19 protein-coding genes, 1 tRNA gene and 2 pseudogenes are annotated in these 20,177 nt (G+C 68.8%); 9 read left to right on the top strand and 13 right to left on the bottom strand.

Translation table 11 applies throughout. The annotated features are described in order from the left end of the window. Positions 1 to 11: 11 nt before the first annotated feature. The 3 genes from ASF28_RS16490 to ASF28_RS16500 form a co-directional block, all read right to left on the bottom strand. Entirely contained in the window at positions 12 to 3,176 is a 3,165-nt protein-coding gene (locus tag ASF28_RS16490) for a multidrug efflux RND transporter permease subunit (protein ID WP_056094961.1), read from the bottom strand. Positions 3,177 to 3,179: 3 nt separating this feature from the next. Beyond that, positions 3,180 to 4,400, bottom strand: coding sequence for an efflux RND transporter periplasmic adaptor subunit (locus tag ASF28_RS16495; RefSeq protein ID WP_443189744.1), 1,221 nt, complete (start codon positions 4,398 to 4,400; stop codon positions 3,180 to 3,182). 346 nt (positions 4,401 to 4,746) lie between these two features. Next, positions 4,747 to 5,028: a hypothetical protein gene (locus ASF28_RS16500; RefSeq protein WP_056094963.1), complete on the bottom strand. Its 282-nt coding sequence runs from the start codon at positions 5,026 to 5,028 to the stop codon at positions 4,747 to 4,749. A 457-nt stretch (positions 5,029 to 5,485) separates the two neighbouring features. Between ASF28_RS16500 and ASF28_RS16505 the strand changes: the two genes are divergently transcribed. Further along, the gene (locus tag ASF28_RS16505) at positions 5,486 to 6,004 is read left to right on the top strand and encodes a L,D-transpeptidase (RefSeq protein WP_244475063.1); all 519 of its coding nucleotides are present in this window, start codon (positions 5,486 to 5,488) and stop codon (positions 6,002 to 6,004) included. An 86-nt stretch (positions 6,005 to 6,090) separates the two neighbouring features. Beyond that, positions 6,091 to 6,894 (top strand): TSUP family transporter, encoded by an 804-nt coding sequence (locus ASF28_RS16510; RefSeq protein WP_056094969.1) that lies wholly within the window; start codon positions 6,091 to 6,093, stop codon positions 6,892 to 6,894. Between the two features lie 15 nt (positions 6,895 to 6,909). Here ASF28_RS16510 and ASF28_RS16515 read toward each other — a convergent pair whose 3' ends face one another. Beyond that, positions 6,910 to 7,956: a MaoC family dehydratase gene (locus ASF28_RS16515; protein WP_056094972.1), complete on the bottom strand. Its 1,047-nt coding sequence runs from the start codon at positions 7,954 to 7,956 to the stop codon at positions 6,910 to 6,912. Positions 7,957 to 7,989: 33 nt separating this feature from the next. Continuing rightward, the gene (locus ASF28_RS16520; protein ID WP_056094975.1) at positions 7,990 to 8,292 is read right to left on the bottom strand and encodes a YggT family protein; all 303 of its coding nucleotides are present in this window, start codon (positions 8,290 to 8,292) and stop codon (positions 7,990 to 7,992) included. 122 nt (positions 8,293 to 8,414) lie between these two features. Between ASF28_RS16520 and ASF28_RS16525 the strand changes: the two genes are divergently transcribed. Next, a tRNA-Ala gene (locus ASF28_RS16525) sits at positions 8,415 to 8,490 on the top strand. Positions 8,491 to 8,646: 156 nt separating this feature from the next. Here ASF28_RS16525 and ASF28_RS21950 read toward each other — a convergent pair. Next, positions 8,647 to 9,017 (bottom strand): annotated as a pseudogene (locus ASF28_RS21950) (hypothetical protein); the annotation flags it as partial. 184 nt (positions 9,018 to 9,201) lie between these two features. Between ASF28_RS21950 and garD the strand changes: the two are divergent. After that, positions 9,202 to 9,363, top strand: a pseudogene (garD, locus tag ASF28_RS23425) (galactarate dehydratase); the annotation flags it as partial. A 31-nt stretch (positions 9,364 to 9,394) separates the two neighbouring features. Here garD and ASF28_RS16535 read toward each other — a convergent pair. Continuing rightward, a complete protein-coding gene (locus ASF28_RS16535; protein ID WP_056094981.1) occupies positions 9,395 to 10,765 on the bottom strand; it encodes an RsmB/NOP family class I SAM-dependent RNA methyltransferase in 1,371 nt (456 codons plus the stop codon). 89 nt (positions 10,766 to 10,854) lie between these two features. On the opposite strand from ASF28_RS16535, the gene ASF28_RS16540 reads away from it, so the two are divergent. Then, positions 10,855 to 11,073 carry a DUF1674 domain-containing protein gene (locus tag ASF28_RS16540; RefSeq protein ID WP_056094983.1) on the top strand — a complete coding sequence of 73 codons (219 nt, stop codon included), beginning with the start codon at positions 10,855 to 10,857 and terminating at the stop codon, positions 11,071 to 11,073. A 62-nt stretch (positions 11,074 to 11,135) separates the two neighbouring features. Next, positions 11,136 to 11,447 (top strand): cupin domain-containing protein, encoded by a 312-nt coding sequence (locus tag ASF28_RS16545; RefSeq protein WP_056094984.1) that lies wholly within the window; start codon positions 11,136 to 11,138, stop codon positions 11,445 to 11,447. Between the two features lie 41 nt (positions 11,448 to 11,488). Here ASF28_RS16545 and ASF28_RS16550 read toward each other — a convergent pair whose 3' ends face one another. Continuing rightward, the gene (locus tag ASF28_RS16550) at positions 11,489 to 11,992 is read right to left on the bottom strand and encodes a L,D-transpeptidase (RefSeq protein ID WP_157085626.1); all 504 of its coding nucleotides are present in this window, start codon (positions 11,990 to 11,992) and stop codon (positions 11,489 to 11,491) included. Between the two features lie 184 nt (positions 11,993 to 12,176). Then, on the bottom strand, positions 12,177 to 12,809 hold the full coding sequence (gene bluB / locus ASF28_RS16555; RefSeq protein WP_056094986.1) for a 5,6-dimethylbenzimidazole synthase: 633 nt from the start codon (positions 12,807 to 12,809) through the stop codon (positions 12,177 to 12,179). A 427-nt stretch (positions 12,810 to 13,236) separates the two neighbouring features. On the opposite strand from bluB, the gene ASF28_RS16560 reads away from it, so the two are divergent. After that, the gene (locus ASF28_RS16560) at positions 13,237 to 13,611 is read left to right on the top strand and encodes a DUF2794 domain-containing protein (RefSeq protein ID WP_056094989.1); all 375 of its coding nucleotides are present in this window, start codon (positions 13,237 to 13,239) and stop codon (positions 13,609 to 13,611) included. A 72-nt stretch (positions 13,612 to 13,683) separates the two neighbouring features. On the opposite strand, the gene ASF28_RS16565 is transcribed toward ASF28_RS16560, so the two are convergent. The 3 genes from ASF28_RS16565 to ASF28_RS16575 all read right to left on the bottom strand — a co-directional run bounded on the left by ASF28_RS16565 (position 13,684) and on the right by ASF28_RS16575 (position 17,954). Further along, on the bottom strand, positions 13,684 to 14,451 hold the full coding sequence (locus ASF28_RS16565; RefSeq protein ID WP_056094992.1) for a Bax inhibitor-1/YccA family protein: 768 nt from the start codon (positions 14,449 to 14,451) through the stop codon (positions 13,684 to 13,686). Between the two features lie 216 nt (positions 14,452 to 14,667). Further along, the gene (locus tag ASF28_RS16570) at positions 14,668 to 17,244 is read right to left on the bottom strand and encodes an ABC transporter permease (protein WP_056094995.1); all 2,577 of its coding nucleotides are present in this window, start codon (positions 17,242 to 17,244) and stop codon (positions 14,668 to 14,670) included. A gap of 2 nt (positions 17,245 to 17,246) precedes the next feature. Next, positions 17,247 to 17,954, bottom strand: coding sequence for an ABC transporter ATP-binding protein (locus ASF28_RS16575; RefSeq protein ID WP_056094999.1), 708 nt, complete (start codon positions 17,952 to 17,954; stop codon positions 17,247 to 17,249). Positions 17,955 to 18,137: 183 nt separating this feature from the next. Here ASF28_RS16575 and ASF28_RS16580 point away from each other — a divergent pair, with 183 nt between their 5' ends. Both ASF28_RS16580 and thpR read left to right on the top strand, forming a co-directional pair. Then, on the top strand, positions 18,138 to 18,767 hold the full coding sequence (locus tag ASF28_RS16580) for an arylesterase (RefSeq protein WP_056095165.1): 630 nt from the start codon (positions 18,138 to 18,140) through the stop codon (positions 18,765 to 18,767). Next, a complete protein-coding gene (gene thpR / locus ASF28_RS16585) occupies positions 18,767 to 19,309 on the top strand; it encodes an RNA 2',3'-cyclic phosphodiesterase (protein ID WP_056095000.1) in 543 nt (180 codons plus the stop codon). Before ASF28_RS16580 ends, thpR begins: the two co-directional genes overlap by 1 nt. Before the next feature lie 249 nt (positions 19,310 to 19,558). On the opposite strand, the gene eda is transcribed toward thpR, so the two are convergent. Beyond that, a complete protein-coding gene (gene eda / locus ASF28_RS16590; protein WP_056095003.1) occupies positions 19,559 to 20,176 on the bottom strand; it encodes a bifunctional 4-hydroxy-2-oxoglutarate aldolase/2-dehydro-3-deoxy-phosphogluconate aldolase in 618 nt (205 codons plus the stop codon). Position 20,177 lies beyond the last annotated feature (1 nt).

Consider the following 20,177-nt stretch of genomic DNA (forward strand, 5'->3'; position numbering starts at 1 on the left):
CATCTTCCGGCTTACTCCGCCGGTGCCGGATGAGGCCCGGCCTGGGCGGTGGGTTCCGCCTCCGGCTGGATACCCTCCGTGGCGTCTTTGCGCCGGAACAGGCGCATCACCACGACGAAGAACACCGGTACGAACAGTACCGCCAGCACCGTCGCCGAGATCATGCCGCCGAGCACGCCGGTCCCGATAGCCTGCTGACTTTTGGAAGCGGCGCCCGTCGCGATGGCCAGCGGCACCACGCCGAAGATAAAGGCGAGCGAGGTCATCACGATGGGGCGGAAGCGTAGGGTCGCCGCCTCGATGGTGGCGTCCACCAGGGATTTCCCGGGCTTCCAGAGATCCTTGGCGAATTCCACGATCAGGATGGCGTTCTTGGCGGACAAACCGATGATCGTGATGAGGCCGATCTTGAAGTACACGTCGTTGGGCAGGCCGCGCATGTACACCGCCGCCACCGACCCGATGACGCCCAGGGGGATCACGAGCAGCACCGAGAACGGGATCGACCAACTCTCGTAGAGGGCGGCAAGGCACAGGAACACGATCAGGATCGACAGGGCCAGCAGCAGGCTCGCCTGGCTGCCGGCCTGCTTCTCCTGCAGGGACTGCCCGGTCCAGGTGTAGCCGAAGCCCTTGGGGAGCTGCTGCATCAGCCGCTCCATCTCGGCGATGGTGTCACCCGAGGTGTAGCCCGGCGCGGGTTCGCCGGTGATGCGGACGGACTGATAGCCGTTGAAGCCGATGATCTGTGCCGGGCCGATGCTCCATTTCAGGTCGGCGAAGGACGACATCGGCACCATGGTGCCCTGGCTGTTCTTGACGCCGTAATTCAGGATGTCGGCCGCCTTCAGGCGCTGCGCATCCTCGGCCTGGACGATGACGCGCTGCATCTTGCCCCGGTTGGGAAAGTCGTTGGTGTAGACCGAGCCAAGGTTGACCTGGATCGTGTTGTTGATCTCCTCGAAGGCCACGCCCAGGGCCGCGGCCTTCTCGCGGTCGATGACGAGTTCGGCCTGCGGCGCCGGCGGCAGGCCCTCGACGTAGACTTTCTGCAGGACCGGACTCTTGCGGGCGAGGGACAGGAGCTGCTCCTGGGCGGCCATTAGGGCCGAGTAGCCCTTCTGTGCGCGGTCCTGGAGGCGGAAGCTGAAGCCCGAGGCGTTGCCGAGGTTGTCGATGGGTGGCGGCTCGAGGGCCTGGATCACGGCATCCTTGTAGCTGGCGAGGGCCTTGTTGGTGCCCTCCACCAGCTTGGCGGCCGAGTTGTCCGCGTTGCGCGCCCCCCACGGCTTCAGGGTGACGAACGCCTGGGAGGTGACCTGGCCCTGCCCCGAGAACGAGAACCCGTTGACCACCGTCACGGTGGCAACACCCGGTTGGGCGAGGAGATGCTCCTCGACCTTCTTCACCGCCGCCTCGGTTCGATTGAACGAGGCGCCGGGCGGAGTCTGGATGTCGACCGTGAAGAAGCCCTGGTCCTCCACCGGCAGAAAGCCTTCCGGCAGGCGGGCGAAGGCGTAGCCGGTGCCGATCACGATGGCGAGATAGATCGCCATCACCCGGCCCGAGCGCTTGATGAGCCCGGCGACGCCGCGGCCGTACCGCGCCGTCTCGCGGTCCACCACCCGGTTGAACCAGCCGAACACGCCGCCCTTGGAATGGCCGTGGCCTTTCTCGATGGGCTTGAGGATCGTGGCACACAGGGCCGGGGTCAGGGACAGGGCGAGGAGCGCCGAGAAGCCGATGGACGTCACCATGGCGATGGAGAACTGGCGGTAGATGATGCCGACGGAGCCCGGGAAGAACGCCATCGGGATGAACACCGCGATGAGCACCAGGGTGATGCCGATGATGGCGCCGGTGATCTGCTCCATCGCCTTGCGGGTGGCCTCCTTCGGGGAAAGGCCTTCCTCGTTCATGATCCGCTCGACGTTCTCCACCACCACGATGGCGTCGTCGACGAGGATGCCGATGGCCAGAACCATGCCGAACATCGTGAGCACGTTCACCGAGAAGCCGGCGAGCAGCATCACCGTGCAGGTGCCCATGAGGGCGATGGGCACGACGATGGTTGGGATCAGGGTGTAGCGGATGTTCTGGAGGAAGATGAACATCACCACGAATACGAGCACCACCGCCTCGACGAGGGTGTGCAGCACCTTCTCGATGGAGGCCTCGACGGCGGGCGTGATGTCGTAGGGAATGTCCCACTGCACGTTGGAGGGAAAGAACTGCGACAGCTCCTTCATCTTGGCGCGGATGGCGGAGGCGGTCTGGAGCGCGTTCCCGTCGGGGGCCAGGGTCACGGAGATGCCGGCTGCTTCGCCGCCGTTGAGGCGCGTGGTGAACTTGTAGTCCTCCCCGCCGAGTTCGATCCGGGACACGTCGCGCAGACGGACGTTGGAGCCGTCCGGGTTGGCCCGCAGGACGATGGCGCCGAATTCCTCGGGCGCCGTCATCTGGCCCTTGACGATGATGGGGAAGTTGACGGGGTTGTTCGCCGGGCTCGGCATGGCGCCGACGGCGCCCGACGCGATCTGGACGTTCTGGTTCGAGATCGCCTTCGAGACGTCGGATGCGTTAAGCGACAGGCCGCGCAGCTTGTCCGAATCGATCCAGATGCGCAGGGACCGTTCCGTCGAGTAGAGCGTCGCGCGCCCGACGCCGGGGATACGGCGGATCTCGTTGATGACGTTGCGGATGAGGAAGTCGCCGAGCGCGATCTCGTCCATGGACTTGTCCGGCGAGATCAGGGTGATGATCTGCAGGGTCGCGGCCGAAGCCTCCTCGACGAGGGTACCCTGCTGACGCACCTCCGCCGGCAGGCGCGCCTCGATGCGCTTCAGACGGTTCTGGACCTCGACGCCCGCAAGGCTCGAATCAGTACCCGGCTGGAACTGCGCCGTGATCTCGACGACGCCGAACGCGTCGCTCGCCGACTCGAAGCTGAGGATGTTGGCGGCGCCGTTCAGCTCATCCTCGATGAGCCGGGTGGTGCCCGTATAAAGGTTCTCGACCGAAGCACCGGGGAAGGAGGTCGATAGGGCGATGGAAGGGGGCGCGATCACCGGATACTGCGCCACCGGCAATTGCGGGATCGTGAGTGCGCCGCCGAGGATGATGAACAGGGCAACGACCCAGGCGAAGACCGGCCGGTCGATGAAAAAGCGGGCCATGGGTCAGCGCACCTGTGCGGCGGATTGCGGGGCGGCCTTCTCGACCACGTCCGTGTCGTGTGGCTTCGGTCCCTTGTCCTCCGAGGCCGGATGGAGCTCGGTGGTCTTCACCTGCTGACCGGCCGAGATCTTCTGGACACCTTCCACGACGACACGATCGCCGGCCTTCAGGCCCTCCCGCACGATCCATTGGTTGTCGACCACTGGGCCGACCTCCACGGGCTGGAGCATGACCTTGTTGTCGTCCCGCACCACCCAGACCTCGGCCTTGCCGTCGTTGGTGCGCTGGATCGCCTGCTGGGGAACGGCAAGGGCGTCGGTATCGATGCCCTGCTTGATCCGGGCGCGCACGTACATGCCGGGAAACAGCTCGTCGTGCGGGTTGGGGAACTGCACCCGCAGGGTCACCTGCCCCGTGCTCGGATCGGCGGTGACGTCCGAGAACAGGAGCCGTCCGGCCGAGCCGTAGAGGGAGCCGTCATCCATGATGAGGTGGACGTTGGCGGTGTCGCCGGACAGGCGGGAGAGCTCGCCGCTGGCGAGATCCCGGCGCAATTTGTTCAGCTCGCCCACGGACTGGGTGATGTCGACGTAGATCGGATCGAGCTGCTGGATCGTGGCGAGGTTCGAAGTGGCGCCCTGATCGACCAGGGTGCCCTCGGTGAGGAGGGCACGGCCGATGCGGCCCGAAATCGGGGCGCGAACATCGGTGTAATTCAGGTTGAGCTTGGCCCGGTCGCGGGCGGCCTTGGCGCCGGCGACTTCGGCCTGCGCCTGCTTGAGACCCGCATAGGCGCTGTCGTACTGGGCCTGGCTCGCCGTCTGGCGTGACAGAAGCTGCTCCAGGCGGTCGGCCTGCTGTCCGGCCAGGACCTGCGCCGCCTCCGTGCGGGCGAGCACGGCCTCGGCGCTCTGCAGTTCCACCTGGAACGGCGCCGGGTCGATCTTGTAGAGGACATCACCCTCCTTGACCAAGCTGCCCTGCTCGAAGGTCCGCTTGATCACGAGGCCCGAGACCCGCGAGCGGACTTCGGCGATGCGCATGGGGGCGACCCGACCCGGCAGATCGCGCACGTAGGGAATCGGCTGCTCGCGCACGGTGACGATGCTCACCTCCGGCGGTGGGGCCGGCACCGGTGCCGCCGCCTGCTGTTTCTGATTGCAGGCCGACAGGGTGACGAGGACGATGCCGACGGCGACGGAGGCCGGGCGCGCCCAGAACACGCGTAGGGAGGGAGACGTCACGATCACTTCGCTCCTGCGGAATTCGGTCGATGCGCGGCTGCCGCGGGCACGCCGCTCACGATGCGTTCAAGGGTTCGCGCCGTCCCGTCTCCAGGATTGGAGCGGTCGCGCGGCAAGCTCCGGGCCACGGTAGGCATGGCCGGATGATAAGATGCCCGTGGCACCGAGGGCGGCAACGGCGAAGGGCCGCGCACCTTGCCTGTCATACGGGCTGTCTGACAGATGATCTTGGCGATCCGACGACGGCCCCCGGATCGGGACGGACTTCGCCTCGGGCGGGATTCTATTGAGCGCGACACAAGGAACCGTGAAGGGCCGGCCTGTCTCAGACCAGGGGCCTTGGAGGCCGGATCGGCGGATGATCCTCGCGGGTGTGCGGCTCGTCCGCCGGCATGGGATCGAACGCGGCAGCCGCTTCGGCAACCGCCAGCAGTCGGGGGCCGTGCACGGCGAACGCCTCGCGCAGATCGTCGGCATCGTACGCGGCACGAGCCATCTTCGGAATGTCGGCGGGGGCCGGATCGTCCCCCGCTTCGTAGACGGCGAGGGCGGCAACGGAGTGGGCGAGTGTGGGCTGTCCCGCATCCGGCAGGATGGGGAGGGCCATCAGGAGCAGCGCGAGGACATGGAGAAGGCGCGGCAGGACGCCGCGCCAGTCCCGGCGACGCGGCGAACCGATAGAGTTCGCGCCGAAGAGCGAATTGTCTGCGCCGAGGGGCGACTGGGGATGCGTTGCGGAGCCTCTCACGTCCCCAAGACTGGTGTGTGGGCCAACCCGCGACAAGTTCCTGCGGCATTCTGTCCTTGGACGAGAAGTTTCCTGTCCGGTCGGTTTGTTCCGGTCTGCAAGGGCGCCGCGACGGACGTTGCCGGGATCACACAGGGTTGGCCTGTCGCCGCCGTCCCCGTTGACCGCCCCGGCCCTGGGGGCCAAGGCTCCGGATAACGACGCTGCGCCCGTCCGAAACGACGGTGCCACAACGCCAAACCCGCTTCGGCTGGAGGAAACCATCATGCAGACGCGCTTCGCCGCTTCCGCTTTCGCAGTGGCCCTGACCCTTGCGATGACGCCCGCCGCCCGGGCCGGCAACCCGTTCGACAGCGGCCCCATCGCCGACTTCATGAACATCTTCCGCGAGCAGGCGATTCCGCGCGAGACCGTGGCCTGGAAAGGCGCGGAGAAGCCCGGCACCGTGGTGGTCTCCACGAGCCAGCGGCGCCTGTTCTACGTACTCCCCGGCGGTCAGGCCGTGCGCTACGGTGTCGGCGTCGGGCGCCAGGGCTTCTCGTGGTCGGGCCAGAAGACCGTCACCATGAAGAAGGAATGGCCGGATTGGCGCCCGCCGGCACAGATGCTGGCCCGCCGGCCCGACCTGCCGCGCTTCATGGCGGGCGGACAGGACAACCCGCTCGGAGCGCGGGGCATGTATCTCGGCTCCACGCTCTACCGCATCCACGGGTCGAACGAGCCCGAGACCATGGGCGCCGCCGTTTCGTCGGGCTGCATTCGCATGACCAACAAGGACGTGGTCGATCTCTACGACCGCGTGAAGGTCGGCACCAAGGTCGTGGTCCGCAACTGATTTTTTGAGACTCGGGGGAAGCGCCCGGGTCTCGACGCATCCCCCGCCCGCTTCTGGTCGGCTCATCCTGAATCGCCAGAGGGCACATGATCTTCGGTGTCGATCCCGGCCTGCTCGCGGGGCTGTTCGCCGTGGCGGTCGCAGCCGGCTGCGTCGATGCCATCGCGGGCGGCGGCGGCCTCATCACCCTGCCGACCCTGCTGCTCGCCGGCCTCGACCCCGTCAGCGCCATCGCGACGAACAAGCTCCAGGGCTCTGCGGGCGCCGTTTCCTCCACGCTTGCGTTTGCCCGGCGCGGCCTGATCCACTGGCCGGCGGCCTGGAAGATCGCCGTCTCGGCTGGATTCGCCTCCATCGCCGGCGCCCTCTGCGTCAGCCTGTTGCCGCGCCCCGTGCTCGATGCCGGGGTGCCGATCCTGCTCGTGGGAATCGCCCTCTACTTCGCCACCGCCCGGCGCATGAGCGCCGAGGACGCCACGGCACGGATGAGTCCGGCGGTGTTCGCCCTGACCTGGGCCCCCGCCGTCGGGTTCTACGACGGCGTGTTCGGTCCGGGCGCCGGCGCGTTCTACATGATCGGATTCGTCACGCTGCTGGGCCTCGGCGTCGTGCGGGCCACCGCCCACACCAAGCTCGCCAATGCGGCGAGCAACCTCGGGAGCCTCGCGCTGTTCGCGTTCGGAGGGCACGTGTTCTGGGCCATCGGCCTCGTCATGGCCGTGGGCGCCATTCTCGGCGCGCAGATCGGCGCCCGCCTCGCCATCCGCCTCGGCGCCCGCCTGATCCGACCGCTCCTCGTCACCATCGCGTGCGCCATGGCGATCCGGTTGCTGTCCGACCCGGCGAACCCGCTCCGGCACGCCGTGGCCGGTCTGTTCACCGCCGGTTGATCGGCGAGGCAAGCCTCAGCGCGGCATGAACGCCCAGTAGTCGAGGTCGAGGATCACCGACGGGTCGTAGGCGTCGCCCTGCTTGTCCGGGTGGTTGCCGCAGGGCTGGTTCTTCGTCGCCACCGTGCGCAGGCGCAGCAGCCCGACATCGGACCGGCCGGGCAGTTCGGCCGTCTCCAGCACCTCGCTCCAGGCATAGACAGTGTCGCCGGCAAACAGCGGCGCCACGTGGCGGCCGGCGTTGATGCCGGCCAGCGCGAACGCGTTGGCGAGACCGTTGAAGCTCAGCGCGCGCGCCAGCGAGATCACGTGGCCGCCATAGATCAGACGCCGGCCGAAGCGGGTGTCCTTGGTGGCGAAGGCGTCGAAATGGACCTTGGCGGTGTTCTGGAACAGGCGGGTGGCGATCTGGTGTTCGGCCTCCTCCACGGTCATGCCGTCGACGTGGTCGATCTTCTCGCCGACGACGTAGTCCGAGAAGCGGTGCGGGCTTCCCGCAAGATCGACATCGTAGGCGCCCGCATCCAGCGGCGGCAGCGCCCCGGCGAGGTCGGCCGGCGACACCACCTTGGCGAAGGTCGGCACGTGTTCCTGCGCGATGATCGCCTCGGGGTCGCGCTTCTTGACGAGGACCCAGCGGCAATAGCTCAGCACCGTTTCGCCGTTGGCGTCCGAGCCCGTCGAGCGAACGTAGACTACGCCGGTCTGGCGATTGGAGCTTTCCTTGAGACCGATGACCTCGGAGACCGTGGACAGGGTCTCGCCCGGATAAACCGGCCGGCGGAAGCCGCCCTCGGCGTAGCCGAGGTTGGCCAGGGCGTTGAGCGAGATGTCCGGCACGGTCTTGCCGAACACCACGTGGAAGGTGAGCAGATCGTCCAGCGGGCTCTGCGGGTAGCCGAGCTTGCGTGCGAAGGCGTCCGACGACTGCACGGCGAAGCGCGGGCCGTAGAGCGCCGTGTAGAGCGCCACGTCGCCCGTGGTCACCGTGCGCGGCGTGGCATGGCGGATGGTCTCGCCGAGGCGATAATCCTCGAAGAAGCGGCCGGGATTGGTCTTCATGGGCGCGGGTCGTCTCTCGAAGGGATGGGGCGCTCAGCGCGTGTAGACGGTGGCCTGCACCGGTATGAATTCGTGGAGCAGGCGGCTGGCGAACAGCAGCAGCAGCACCAGCACGATGGGCGACAGGTCGACGCCGCCGAGGTTGGGCAGGATGTTGCGGATCGGCCGGAGCACCGGCTCGGTGAGCCGGTAGAGCACTTCGCCGATCTGCGAGACGATGGGGTTGCGGACGTTCACCACGTTGAACGCCACGAGCCAGCTCAGGACGGCGCTGGCGATGAGCACGTAGATGTAGAGCTGGACGACGGTGTCGAAGAGCCAGAGGAAGGCGTTCATGCGGGGGATCGATGTCCTCGTGGTCCCGCGCTCCGGGCACGGTTCACGCGCCCGCTCGGCAGCAGGATTTCCGGAATTGACAGGCCGGCGTGCGCAAGCCTAAAAGGCCCGCACCCCGGAACGGGGCTGTAGCTCAGATGGGAGAGCGCCGCAATCGCACTGCGGAGGTCAGCGGTTCGATCCCGCTCAGCTCCACCACCGTTTTCTCCCAGGAGATCGGTGGTGATGCGATCCTCGGTCAGCGCCGCGCCGCCGTAGACAATCAGCAAAGTTTTCAGCGTCGGCCGGGGGATCGATCCAGTCGAGATCGGCACGCGCGCCATCGCCGGCTAGGGCGTCTTCGCAAAGTCTTTTGAGCCAGGGCATTGTCATGCTGAGTGTGACCATGGCGAGGTCGTTGGCCGCCCGCTTCTTGTAGCGGGTGGCGATGCGGCAATACTGGCGGCGATACTGCTCGAGGCGTCCGATCAGCCGCTCGACCCTGTTGCGCTCCCGATATGCGGCCTTGTCGAAGTCGGGCTGCCGCGGCTGATCTTTGCGGGTCGGAATGACTGGCTCGATGCAGATGCAGCTTGGTCGAAAACCCGCCCTGGCTGCGCCCGAGCGCTTCGCCAGTCCCCTCGACCGTACCCTCACCCCCCGATGGCGCCGGACCGGCGTGCACCGTCGCGGGCCGGCAGATCAGCCAAGGGCGCACCCGTGCGCGGCTTCTGCGGAGACAGCAACGGGGCGACCTACTCCCATTGCGAATCGGTCAGTTCGTAGGGTCGCATCCCCACAACACGGGGCCCGTCACCCAGCCCGTGAACCCTTTGCAGAGACGCTCCAGAGCCTCGCCCGGAACTCGAACTTCGGCGGCGCGGTCATGGTGGTCGGCCTCAGATGCGACAAGCTGGTCTCCGAGCGCCTGATCCCGGCCGCATCGCCACGGGTCGTTCCACCATCGAGGAAACCGGCCGGGACCTGTTCCACCTCATCCTCGATGTCACCGGCGGTCGCAGGCAGCCGTGGTCAGATCGCTGGGGCTTGATCAACGATCCCACGCTGTTCAATCCGGCGCCGATCACCTGATGGGGGCCCTCGTGCCGCTTGCGGCCGGTGCTCAGATTTTCCGGCGCAGACGGCTCGCGAAGAAGCCGTCGAGGCCGCCCCTCTGCTCGGGGCCGGTCCCGTCGAGCTGCGACGGAAGGGTGCGCAGGTCGCCCTGGGCGTCGATGGGCGCGGACAGGCCGCCCAACTCCTCCGGCATCACCGGCACGCGCTCGAACCCGTCGTTGCGCTTGAGGAAGTCCCTGACCTGACGCTCGCCCTCCTCCGGCTCCAGGGAGCAGGTGCAGTAGACGATCCGGCCGCCGGGCTTCACCAGGATCGCGGCCCTGTCGAACAGTCGCCGCTGCAGCGCGGCGAGGCGCAGGATGTCGTTGCTTTCCTTGGTCCAGGCCACATCCGGATGTCGGCGGATGGTGCCGGTGGCGGAGCACGGCGCATCGAGCAGTACGGCATCGAACTGACCCGGTTCCTCGACGTCCAGGGCGTTGCCGACACGGATCTCCGCGTCCAGCCCGAGGCGCGCGAGGTTTTCGCGCAGGCGCTCGAGGCGGGGGGCCGAGCGATCGACGGCGACGACGGTGGCCCCCGCCGCGGCGAGCTGGGCGGTCTTGCCGCCCGGCGCGGCGCAGAGATCCGCCACCCGCTGGCTGGGCGTCACGCCGAGCAGCCGGGCGGGAATCGCGGCCGCCGCATCCTGCACCCACCACGCACCCTCCGCGTAGCCGGGCAGGTCGGAGACGGCGGAGCGGACTTCGTGCAGGCGTACGCTGCCCGTCGGCAGGGCGACGCCGCCGAGGCGCTCGGCCCATTCGACGGCCGAGCCTTTGACCGTGATGTCGAGGGCGGCACCGGCGAGGTGCGCCGCCGCGATGGCCTGCGCGGTTTCCACCCCGTAGGCGTCCCGCCAGCGCGCGGCGAGCCAGTCCGGCGTATTGTGCGCCAGGGGATCGGTCATCTCGGCCAGAATCTCGGCGCGCTCGCGCACGATCCGGCGCAGGACGGCGTTGACGAGGCCGGACAGGTGCTGGAGCTGCGGGTCGCCCTTGGCGAGGCGCACGCCGAGATCGACGGCGGCGTGATCGGGCACGTTGAGGTCGAGGATCTGCGCGGCGCCCGTGGCGAGGACGGCGACGAGACGGGGCTGGCCCTCGGGCAGCCCCTGCGACAGCCGGGCGGCGAGCACCTGCTTCAGGAAGCCGAGGCGTCGGAAGGTCGCGGTGGCGATGGCCCGCGCCAGGGCCGTATCGGCACCGTCCAGGGCGGCATCGCGCCCGGCTTGCGCCAGGGCATCTTCCAAAGCGAAGGCGTGGTTGCTCGCCAGGAGATCGGCCACGGCGCCGTGGGCGACCTGGCGGGCGGCGAGGCCCGCGACGGTGCGGTCGATGGGCGTGATCGGCCCGTCCGCGTTGCGGCGTGTCGCCATGAGTGCCACTTCTCCTGAAAGACTGCGCCCGACCGGGCCGGACATCCTTCGGGACAGCCCTTTCACCCCTCACCACCGAGATGCAAGCCATGCCGATGCAGGACGACACGGAAAACCAGGGGCTTTCGCCCCGCTCCCCCCTCTCGGCCGCCGCCACGCGGGCGCTGGCCGAGGCCGAGGCCCGCCGGAAGGACATCGACGCCCGTGCCGCCGAGATCGCCGCGGCGCGCGAGCGCCAGGGCCGCGGCGGCCTGGAGCCGGTCCGCTACGACGATTGGGAGATCAAGGGGATCGCCGTCGACTTCTGAGGGGCCGGAACGTCCGGTGCTCTGCCTCGGTTGGCCCCGCACCATCGCGTACGAGGATCATCATGGCCATCACCAAGATTTCGAGCCGCACGGCCAAAGCCGGTGCCCACGGGGAGATCGCCCTCGCCGGCGGCCAATCCGTCGCCCTGCGGATGTGGCGCGAGGAAGAGCCCAACGCCGACAAACCGAGTGCCAGCCGCCCCTACGAGACCGTGGGCTACGTGGTGGCGGGCCGTGCCGAACTCGTGGTGAACGGCGAGACCACCACCCTGGAGCCGGGTGATTCCTGGCTTGTGCCGGCGGGCGCCGAGCACACCTATACCATCCTCGAGACGTTCACGGCCGTCGAGGCCACCGCCCCGCCGGCCGCATGAGCCACACCCGGTCGCCGGGTCATCCGGCGACCGGGTCGCGATCACCGCACCACGTAGACCGGCGTGCCCACCGAGACACGGCTGTAGAGGTCGACCACGTCCTGATTGTACATGCGGATGCAGCCATACGAGGCGTAGGAGCCGATGGAGTTCGGGCGGTTGGTGCCATGGATCGCGTACTCGCCGCCGGAGAGGGTGAGCGCCGCCGATCCCATCGGGTTGTGCGGCGACCCACCGGCGATCACGTCGGGCAGGCGCGGATTGTCCCGCTTGACCTCGCGGGGCGGCGACCAGGCCGGATGCACGTACTTGCCGTCGATCTCCCGCGTCCCGGTCCATTGCTTGCCGGGCTTGCCCACCGCCACGGGGTAGCGGATCGCCGTGCCGTCGCCGTTGACGAGGTAGAGCCGGCGCTCGGCCGTCCGGACCACCACGGTGCCCGGGCTGAGGTTGTCCTGAAATGCGACGACCTCGCGGGCCAAGACCTGCCCGGTCGCGAGCGCTCCGATCCCCACCGCGAACATGCATTGCTTGAGCCCGACCATGATTGCCATCCCCGTCACTTGAAGTCCTGACGGTGACAATCGACGGCCGAAGTTGCCGGTCCGGTTACGTCGCTGCGGTACGCGGGGCGAACTCACAGGGAGTTCGCAAGACCGTCAAGGCAAGTGTTTCCGGGTAGGCGCAAAACCACACGGCTGTTCAAGCGTTGGTTTACCCTATGACGGTTCAACGTTCGACGAGGTCCGCCCCCCCCGGGATCCGGTCCTGCCAACCATGGCGGACGAGTTCGGGGTCGGCATGTTCCTCCACGGGGAAGCCGACGCAGAGATAGGCGACGAGGTGCCAGGCGCAGGGCACGTCGAGGACCGTGCACACGGTCTCCGGCTCGAGGATCGAGACCCAGCCGACCCCGAGTCCATGCGCACGGGCGGCGAGCCAGAAGGTCTGCACGGCGCCCACCACCGAGTAGCGCAGCATTTCCGGCATGGTGGCGCGGCCGAGGCCGAGGCCGGCTTCGGTGGCCTCGTCGCAGAACACCGCGAGGTGCACCGGCGCGTCGCGCAGGCCAGCAAGCTTGAGACGGATATAGGCGTCGCGCCGCTCGGCCGCGTAGCCCGTGGCGGCGGCTTCGTTGCAGCGCTCGAAGCTCCCGGTCACCGCCGCGCGGCGCGCCGGGTCCGTCACCCGGACGAAGCGCCAGGGCTGGCTGTTGCCGACGGAGGGACTCAGCGCCGCGAGGTCGAGGCAGCGGCGCAGGAGAGTCTCATCCACGGGATCGTCGCGAAACCGGCGCACGTCGCGGCGCCACGCGAACAGGTCCGCGAGGGTTTCACGGAAACCGGCATCGAACTGGACCAAGACCTATCGTCCTATGGAGCGTACGAACCCTTCATAGAGCGCGATTCGGACGAGCGCGCGAAAAAAGGGCCGCGCTCCGAAGAGGCGGCCTGAAGTCCTTGGGTCTCGAAACCTCTGGAGTGTCGGTCCGTGGAGGCTGGTCCAGCCCCCGAGAGCTGGGGAGCCGTAGGGTTCGGGTGCCGAACCGGCCGACGGAACCGACGAGGTTCGGCAACAGGTATGCCCGCTCAACGCGGCGCACGCGGGGCCTTATCACGGCGGAAAGATGGTGGTGCGTCAGCGCACCTGTTGCCGACGAGGCCGGGGCTCGCTCCCACATGGCCCGGCAACCGGATACGCTCCGCCCCTGCGCTGCGGGCGACCCTTGCGAGGGCACGGACGCGGGACCATCATCGGGACGACAGGACAATCGGGATCAGGAGCGACGATGAGCGAGAGGACAGGCGCCGAACCCAGGTCATCCGAGCCCGCGGCCCGGATCATTCCCTTTCCGTCCGCGCCCGTCCCTCCGCAGATCGCCTTCGACCGGGCAGAACTGCGCGTGCTGTTCAACCTCTACGGCCGCATGGTGTCGGCGGGCGAGTGGCGCGATTACGCCCTCGATTTCCGTCGCGACAAGGCGGTGTTCTCCATCTACCGGCGCAGCTCAGAGATGCCGCTCTACCGGGTCGAGAAGGACCCCAAGCTCGCCCGGCGCCAGGGCGCCTACGCGGTGGTGGCGGCCTCGGGCCTCGTGATGAAGCGCGGCCAGGATCTCGCCCGCGTGCTCGCCGTGCTGGAGCCGCCCCTGCGCGCGGTATGAACCGCTGCGCGCAATGAAAAAGGCCCCGGCAGTTACCCGCCGGGGCCTTGTCATGTCGGCCTGCCGTTCGCCCTAGCGACGGTCGCCGAGCAGGGACAGGAGCATCTGGAACATGTTGATGAAGTCCAGATACAGGGTCAGGGCGCCGTTGACCGACAGCTTGGCCGCACCCTCGGCATCCGCGCCGCTGTAGAGGAACATCTCCTTCAGCTTCTGCGTATCGTAGGCGGTGAGGCCGGCGAAGATGAGCACGCCGAGTACCGAGATGGCGAACTGCAGGGCCGACGAGGCCATGAAGATGTTCACCACCGAGGCGATGATCAGGCCGATGAGGCCCATCATCAGGAACGAGCCCATGCCCGACAGGCTACGCTTCGTCGTGTAGCCGTAGAGGCTGAGACCACCGAAGGTCGCCGCCGTGATGAAGAACACCCGCACGACGCTGGCACCCGTGAACACGAGGAGCAGCGAAGACATGGACGCGCCCATCACCGCCGCGAAGGCGAAGAAGGTCAGCCGCGCCGAGGCCGCCGACATCCGCTCCATCCGCATGGAGAAGATGAAGATGAAGGCGAGCGGCGCCAGCATGATCACCCACTTGAGCGGGCTGGTGTAGAGAAGCTGGCCGAAGGGGGTCAGCGCCACGCGTCCGGTCGCCGTCTGCGCGACGGCGGCCATGTTGAGGCCGAGAGCCACGAGACCGGAGATCCCGAGGCCGATGACCATGTTGTTGTAGACGCCGAGCATGAAGGTGCGCAGGCCCTGATCGATGTCGACCTGGGTGCCGGCGTACCCCGTCGGCTGGGCGCCGACCCGGAAGGGACTGTTATCGAATGCCATGGGAGATTCCTTTGGAAGCTCTCTCAGCGTGTGATTTTATGAAACGAGGCTCACGCACAGGACCTCTGGCACCCTAAGATGCCTCGAACACAAATATGTTCTGTCCTCCCGCTTCGCACAAGAGGCCGGCCGAGCTTCGCCCGCGTGAATCTCGACCCTGCGGGGCCTGTTTTTATTGGGGTTATTCGGGATTAAAATGCGTTTCGCCCCATTCGGTCAGAACTGGCGCAGGTAGGGAGCCGGCTTCTGCCCGAGGATGCGCCAGGTGCCGGCGAGGCCGAGCACGACGGCGAACACCACCGCCAGCGCCGCCGCGATCAGGGCGCCCGACAGGTCGAGGGTGAATTCGAGCTTCATCACCCGGGTGACGATGATCCATCCGGCGAGCGTCCCGGCGAGCAGCCCGAACACGGCCGTGGCGAGGCCGAGCGTGCCATATTCCAGGGTGTAGGCGGCGAGCAGGCGCCCCCGCGTCGCCCCCAGGGTTTTGAGAACGACGGCGTCGTAGAGACGGGCGCGGTGACCCGCGGCGAGCGCGCCCGCGAGGACGAACAGGCTCGCGACCACGGCGATGCCGCTGGCGCCGCGGATCGCGAGTACAAGCTTGCCGACGACGTCGTTGACGGCCTCCAAGGCTTCCTTGACCCGGATGCTGGTGACCGACGGGTAGGTTTTCGCGACGTCGCGCAGGATGATCGCCTCGGCCTTCGCGTCAGAGCCATTGGGCAGCGTCAGGGTGGCGAGGTCCGAATGCGGTGCGCCCCGGAAGGTGCCGGGCGAGAACACCATGACGAAGTTGATGCCCAGCGACCGCCATTCGACCTTGCGCAGGTTGGCGACCTTGGCGGTCAGCGTCCGACCGAGCACGTTGACCGTCACGGTGCCGCCGACGGACAGGTTCAGGCTGCGGGCGAGTTCGGCGTCGAACGAGACCAGGGGCGTACGGGCTTCTTCGGCGTTCCACCAGTTGCCGGCGACGAGGCGGGAGCCCTCGGGGATGTCCTCGGCGTAGGTGATGCCCCGATCGCCATCGAGGACCCAGGCGGCGTCCTCCGGCGGCTTGATGGCGGCGGCGGGCACGCCGTCGATGGCGGTGATGCGTCCCCGCATCATCGGCACGCGCTCGATCTTGGCGCCGGGCGCCTGAGCGCCCAGGAAAGCGTGGAACCCCTCCGAATCGGCCGCCGGGATGTCGAGGAAGAACAGGTTCGGCGCCCGGGCCGGCAGGGAGTTGCTCAGGGTGTTGCGGACGTTGGCATCGATGAGACTCAGAGTCACGAGGAGCGTGACCCCGAGGCCGAGCGACAGGACGATGGCGGGCGTGAGCGCGCCGGGCCGGTGGAGGTTCGCCAGCGCCATGCGGGGGGCGGCCGAGCGCGGGCGCGGCAGGCGCCGGGCGAGCGCCATCAGCCCGAGGGCGACGAGGCGCAGGAGCCCGAAGGCGATGGCCGAGGCGGCGATGAAGATCAGGGCGAGGCGCCGGTCGAAGGCCGTGGCCAGCGCCAGGGCCACGAGGGCCGCGAGGGCCGCGGCGAGGATCAGCTTGTAGCGCAGGCGCGTCTTCGCCGAGCCCGGATCGACCACGTCGCGGAACAGGCCCGAGACGGGAATGTCGTGGGCGCGGCCGAGGGGCAGGATCGCGAAGGCGAGCGCCGTTAGCAGGCCGTAGGCGGCGGCGAGGAGAAGTTCGTCCGGCGCCAATGTCGGGTTGAGGGGCAGCGGCAGGGATGTATGGAACAGGGCGTCGACGGCGAAGGGCAGGCCCGCGCCGAGCCCGAGGCCGATGGCGGTGCCCAGCCCGGCGATGAGCATCACCTGGGTCAGGTACAGGGCCACGATCTGGCCGCCGGGCGCGCCAACGCTCTTCAGAGTTGCGATGGAGCCGCGCTTGCGTTCGACGAAGGCCGCCACCGCATTGGCGACGCCGACACCGCCGACGATGAGGGCGGTGAGGCCGACGAGGGTGAGGAACTGGGTGAAGCGCTCGATGCTTTTCGCGAACCGCGGATCGGCGTTGGAGCGGGCCCGCATCTCCCAGCCGGCCTCGGGTGCTGCGGCCGCGATGACGGCTGCCCGGCGATCGAGTTCGGCGTCGCTCGCTTCCGGGAGCTGCAGGCGGTAGCTCCAGCGGTTGAGGCTGCCCGGCTGGATGAGGCCCGTGGCATCGAGGGCGGTGCGGGAGATCAGCATCCGGGGGCCGAAGCCGATGCCGTTGGCGATGCGGTCCGGCTCCGAGACCAGGGTGGCGCGGATCACGATGGGCGTGCCCGCCACGGTGATGCGGTCACCGATCTTGAGGTCGAGGCGGGTGAGCAGCACGGGATCGACCACGGCGCCGTAGGCCCCCTCCCCCTGTGCCAGGAGATCGGCCAACGGTGCGGCCGGCTCCGTGACGAGTTCGCCCGTTGCCGGATAGCCGTCCTCGATGGCCTTGAGTTCGACGAGCGCCGCGCCCCTGTCACCGGCGAGCGCCATGGCGCGCAGCGTCGTCACCACGGAGACGCGGCCCTGCGCGGTGAGCAGGTCGCGCTCGGCCGGCGTCGCCTCGCGGTTGATGAGGCTGTAGGTCAGGTCGCCGCCCAGGATGCGTGCGCCCTCGCGCCCGAGCCCGTCGCTGAGCGAGCGGGCGATGGAGGCGACGCCCGCGATGGCCGCGACCCCGAGGGCGATGCAGGCGAGGAACACCGCAAAGCCCGACAGCCCGCCGCGCAATTCGCGGCTGGCGAGGCGGAGGGTGAGGGGCAAGCCGCGTCGACCCTTGCGGGCGTTCGAGGACGTGAGAGTTCCGTGCATGGTCAGGCCGCCAGGGCCGCTTCGACCCGGCCCGAGCGCAGGCTCACGGTCCGGTCGCAGAGCCGGGCGAGGCCGGGATCGTGGGTGACGAGGACGAGGGTGGCGCCCCGGTCGCGCTTCAGGGCGAACAGGAGATCGACGATCTGCCGGCCCGTGGCCTCGTCGAGGTTGCCCGTGGGCTCGTCGGCCACGAGGATGGCTGGGTCCGGCGCGATGGCCCGGGCGATGGCGACGCGCTGCTGCTCGCCGCCCGAGAGCTGGGCCGGATAATGATGCAGACGGTGGCCGAGGCCGACGGCCTCGAGCTCGGCCTTGGCGCGCGCATGGGCGTCGGGCTTGTCGGCGAGTTCCAGGGGCAGGGCCACGTTCTCCAGGGCCGTCATGGTCGGCACGAGGTGGAAGGCCTGGAACACGATGCCGATGCGCCGGCCGCGAAACCGCGCCAGGTCATCCTCGTCGAGGGCGCCGAGGTCCGTGCCTTCCACCACGATGGAGCCGGCATCGGGCCGCTCGAGGCCGGCCATGACCATGAGCAGGGTCGACTTGCCCGACCCCGAGGGTCCGACGAGGCCCACCGCCTCGCCCGCCGCCACATCGAGGGAGATTCCCCGCAGGACGTGAACACGGGCCGCTCCCCGCCCGAGGCTGAGATCGAGACCCGTGAGGGAGATGGCTTGGGGCGCGCGGGCGGGTTCGGCCTTGCCGGACATCAATGGGAAACCGATCTGTGGGGAGATGGGATCGAAAACAGTCAGCGTCGGGGTTTTGTCGGAATGGGTCGGTGCTCAGTGTCACGTTTCACCCGCTCGGCCCTCCGAGCTGCGCGGTCACGCCTTTCCGATATGGCCCGCCGGGCTGCGCGGCGCCACGTTCGCTTCTCCGTGGTCGCCGTGATGGCGCTCTTTGCCGCACTCGGCGTCACCGCCTCCCCCGGGCGGACGGCACCGGGCGAGCGCCCGGTTGCCCTCGTGGCGTTCGGCGACAGCCTCACGGCCGGCTACCGCCTCCCCGGCCCGGCCGCTTTCCCGGCGGTGCTGGAACGGGCGCTTCAGGCCAAGGGCCGGGCCGTCACCGTGGCCAATGCGGGCGTCTCCGGCGATACCACCACGGGCGGCCTCGATCGCCTCGACTGGTCGGTGCCGGACGGGACCGATGGGGTGATTCTCGAACTCGGTGCCAACGACATGCTGCGCGGCACCGATCCGGCCGTGAGCCGCAAGGCCCTCCACACCATCATTGCCCGCCTGAAGGCCCGCAACATTCCGGTGATGCTCGCCGGCATGCGCGCCTCTCCGAACCTCGGTTCGGAGTACGTCGCGCGGTTCGACGCGATCTATCCCGATCTCGCGCAGGAATTCGGCCTCGTCCTGTACCCGTTCTTCCTCGCGGGCATCGCCGGCGACAAGGCCTACAACCTCGAAGACCGGCTGCACCCCAACGTGAAGGGCGTCGAAACCATCGTGGCCGGCATCCTGCCGAGCGTCGAGACCTTCCTTGATCGTCTGCAGGCCGTCAGTCGCTGATGCCACGCCTGTTCACCGGCTTGGAAATCCCGCCCGCCATCGGCGATATTCTCGCCCTGCGGCGCGGAGCCTTGACCGGTGCGCGCTGGATCGAGCCCGCCGACTACCACGTCACCCTGCGGTTCCTCGGCGACGTGGACGAGACCGTGGCAGAGTCCCTGCACGACGGACTCGCCGAGGCGCGTGCCCGCCCGCCCCTCGATATCGTCCTCGACGGGATCGGCGTCTTCGGTGGCGCGAAGCCGCGCTCGATCCTGGCCACCGTCGCGGGCGACCCCGCGCTGGCGGAACTGCACGCCGAGCACGAGCGGCTGGCCCGCGATGCCGGCACGGAGCCCGACACCCGCCGGTTCACGCCGCACATAACCCTGGCTCGTCTCAACCGTCAGGCGAGCGCGTCCGACGTAGCGCGATACCTCACGGAATCGGGGGGCTTCCCACCCCTTCGCTTCACCGCGACACGGGTCGCCCTCTTCTCGGCCCGCGCCTCGACGGGGGGCGGCCCCTACCTCGTCGAGGCCGCCTACCCCCTGGACGGATAGGATGCGCCCCGCAGAGGATCCCCGAAGGCGGCGGTCAATCCTGGAAATCAATACCCTGGAAGTTCGCGCGGAACTTGCCCGAGGTCGGCACATTCAGGCGCTTGCGATGGGACGGCGCTCGAGGAACCGGCTCTCGTAGCGGCCGCATCGCGCACGACCCGCCCAGGCGCCCGAACGCCGTCTTCGCCGGGGTGGCGAGCTGCAGGATGGGACTGCTTTTCCGACGGGCATCCGGCGGGCCGCCGCGGTTCAGGCGGTGCGCAAACGGCTCGCGACCTCGGCGGAACGGCGGATCACCGCCTCTTCGGGCAGTCCCGCCGGTACGACCCAGCTTCCACCGACGCAGAGCACGGGCTTGAGGGCGAGCCAGTCGGGCGCGGTGGCCTCGGTGATGCCGCCGGTGGGGCAGAAGCGCACCTGATGGAACGGGCCCGCCAGCGCCTTCAGGGCCTTGATGCCGCCGGCGGCCTCGGCGGGAAAGAACTTGAACCGGTCGAGGCCATGGTCGAGGCCGCGCATGATGTCGGCCGAGTTGGCGATGCCCGGCAGGTAGGGGATGCCCCGGTCGATGGCCGCGCGGGTCAGCGGCTCGGTAAGGCCGGGGCTGACGATGAACTGCGCGCCCGCGTTGATGGCGGCGTCGAGGTCGCGCGGGTTGAGCACGGTGCCGGCCCCCACCACGGCGCCCGCGACCCGCGACATGATGCGGATCACCTCGAGGGCCGCGGGGGTGCGCAGGGTCACCTCCAGGGCGGTGAGTCCGCCGGCCACCAGGGCCCGGGCGATGGGCTCGGCATGGGCCGCGTCCTCGACGACGAGAACGGGGATGACGGGAACGGAGCGCATCAGCGCGTCGATGCTGGTCATG

Source organism: Methylobacterium sp. Leaf99 (assembly GCF_001422375.1).
Lineage (GTDB): Bacteria > Pseudomonadota > Alphaproteobacteria > Rhizobiales > Beijerinckiaceae > Methylobacterium.

Bases quoted from the DNA above. Each gene is read 5' to 3' on its own strand.
- ASF28_RS16490 (WP_056094961.1), bottom strand. From the start codon at position 3,176: ATGGCCCGCTTTTTCATCGACCGGCCGGTCTTCGCCTGGGTCGTTGCC.
- ASF28_RS16500 (WP_056094963.1), bottom strand. From the start codon at position 5,028: ATGGCCCTCCCCATCCTGCCGGATGCGGGACAGCCCACACTCGCCCAC.
- ASF28_RS16505 (WP_244475063.1), top strand. From the start codon at position 5,486: ATGACGCCCGCCGCCCGGGCCGGCAACCCGTTCGACAGCGGCCCCATC.
- ASF28_RS16510 (WP_056094969.1), top strand. From the start codon at position 6,091: ATGATCTTCGGTGTCGATCCCGGCCTGCTCGCGGGGCTGTTCGCCGTG.
- ASF28_RS16515 (WP_056094972.1), bottom strand. From the start codon at position 7,956: ATGAAGACCAATCCCGGCCGCTTCTTCGAGGATTATCGCCTCGGCGAG.
- ASF28_RS16520 (WP_056094975.1), bottom strand. From the start codon at position 8,292: ATGAACGCCTTCCTCTGGCTCTTCGACACCGTCGTCCAGCTCTACATC.
- ASF28_RS16535 (WP_056094981.1), bottom strand. From the start codon at position 10,765: ATGGCGACACGCCGCAACGCGGACGGGCCGATCACGCCCATCGACCGC.
- ASF28_RS16540 (WP_056094983.1), top strand. From the start codon at position 10,855: ATGCCGATGCAGGACGACACGGAAAACCAGGGGCTTTCGCCCCGCTCC.
- ASF28_RS16545 (WP_056094984.1), top strand. From the start codon at position 11,136: ATGGCCATCACCAAGATTTCGAGCCGCACGGCCAAAGCCGGTGCCCAC.
- ASF28_RS16550 (WP_157085626.1), bottom strand. From the start codon at position 11,992: ATGGTCGGGCTCAAGCAATGCATGTTCGCGGTGGGGATCGGAGCGCTC.
- ASF28_RS16560 (WP_056094989.1), top strand. From the start codon at position 13,237: ATGAGCGAGAGGACAGGCGCCGAACCCAGGTCATCCGAGCCCGCGGCC.
- ASF28_RS16565 (WP_056094992.1), bottom strand. From the start codon at position 14,451: ATGGCATTCGATAACAGTCCCTTCCGGGTCGGCGCCCAGCCGACGGGG.
- ASF28_RS16570 (WP_056094995.1), bottom strand. From the start codon at position 17,244: ATGCACGGAACTCTCACGTCCTCGAACGCCCGCAAGGGTCGACGCGGC.
- ASF28_RS16575 (WP_056094999.1), bottom strand. From the start codon at position 17,954: ATGTCCGGCAAGGCCGAACCCGCCCGCGCGCCCCAAGCCATCTCCCTC.
- ASF28_RS16580 (WP_056095165.1), top strand. From the start codon at position 18,138: ATGGCGCTCTTTGCCGCACTCGGCGTCACCGCCTCCCCCGGGCGGACG.
- thpR (WP_056095000.1), top strand. From the start codon at position 18,767: ATGCCACGCCTGTTCACCGGCTTGGAAATCCCGCCCGCCATCGGCGAT.
- eda (WP_056095003.1), bottom strand. From the start codon at position 20,176: ATGACCAGCATCGACGCGCTGATGCGCTCCGTTCCCGTCATCCCCGTT.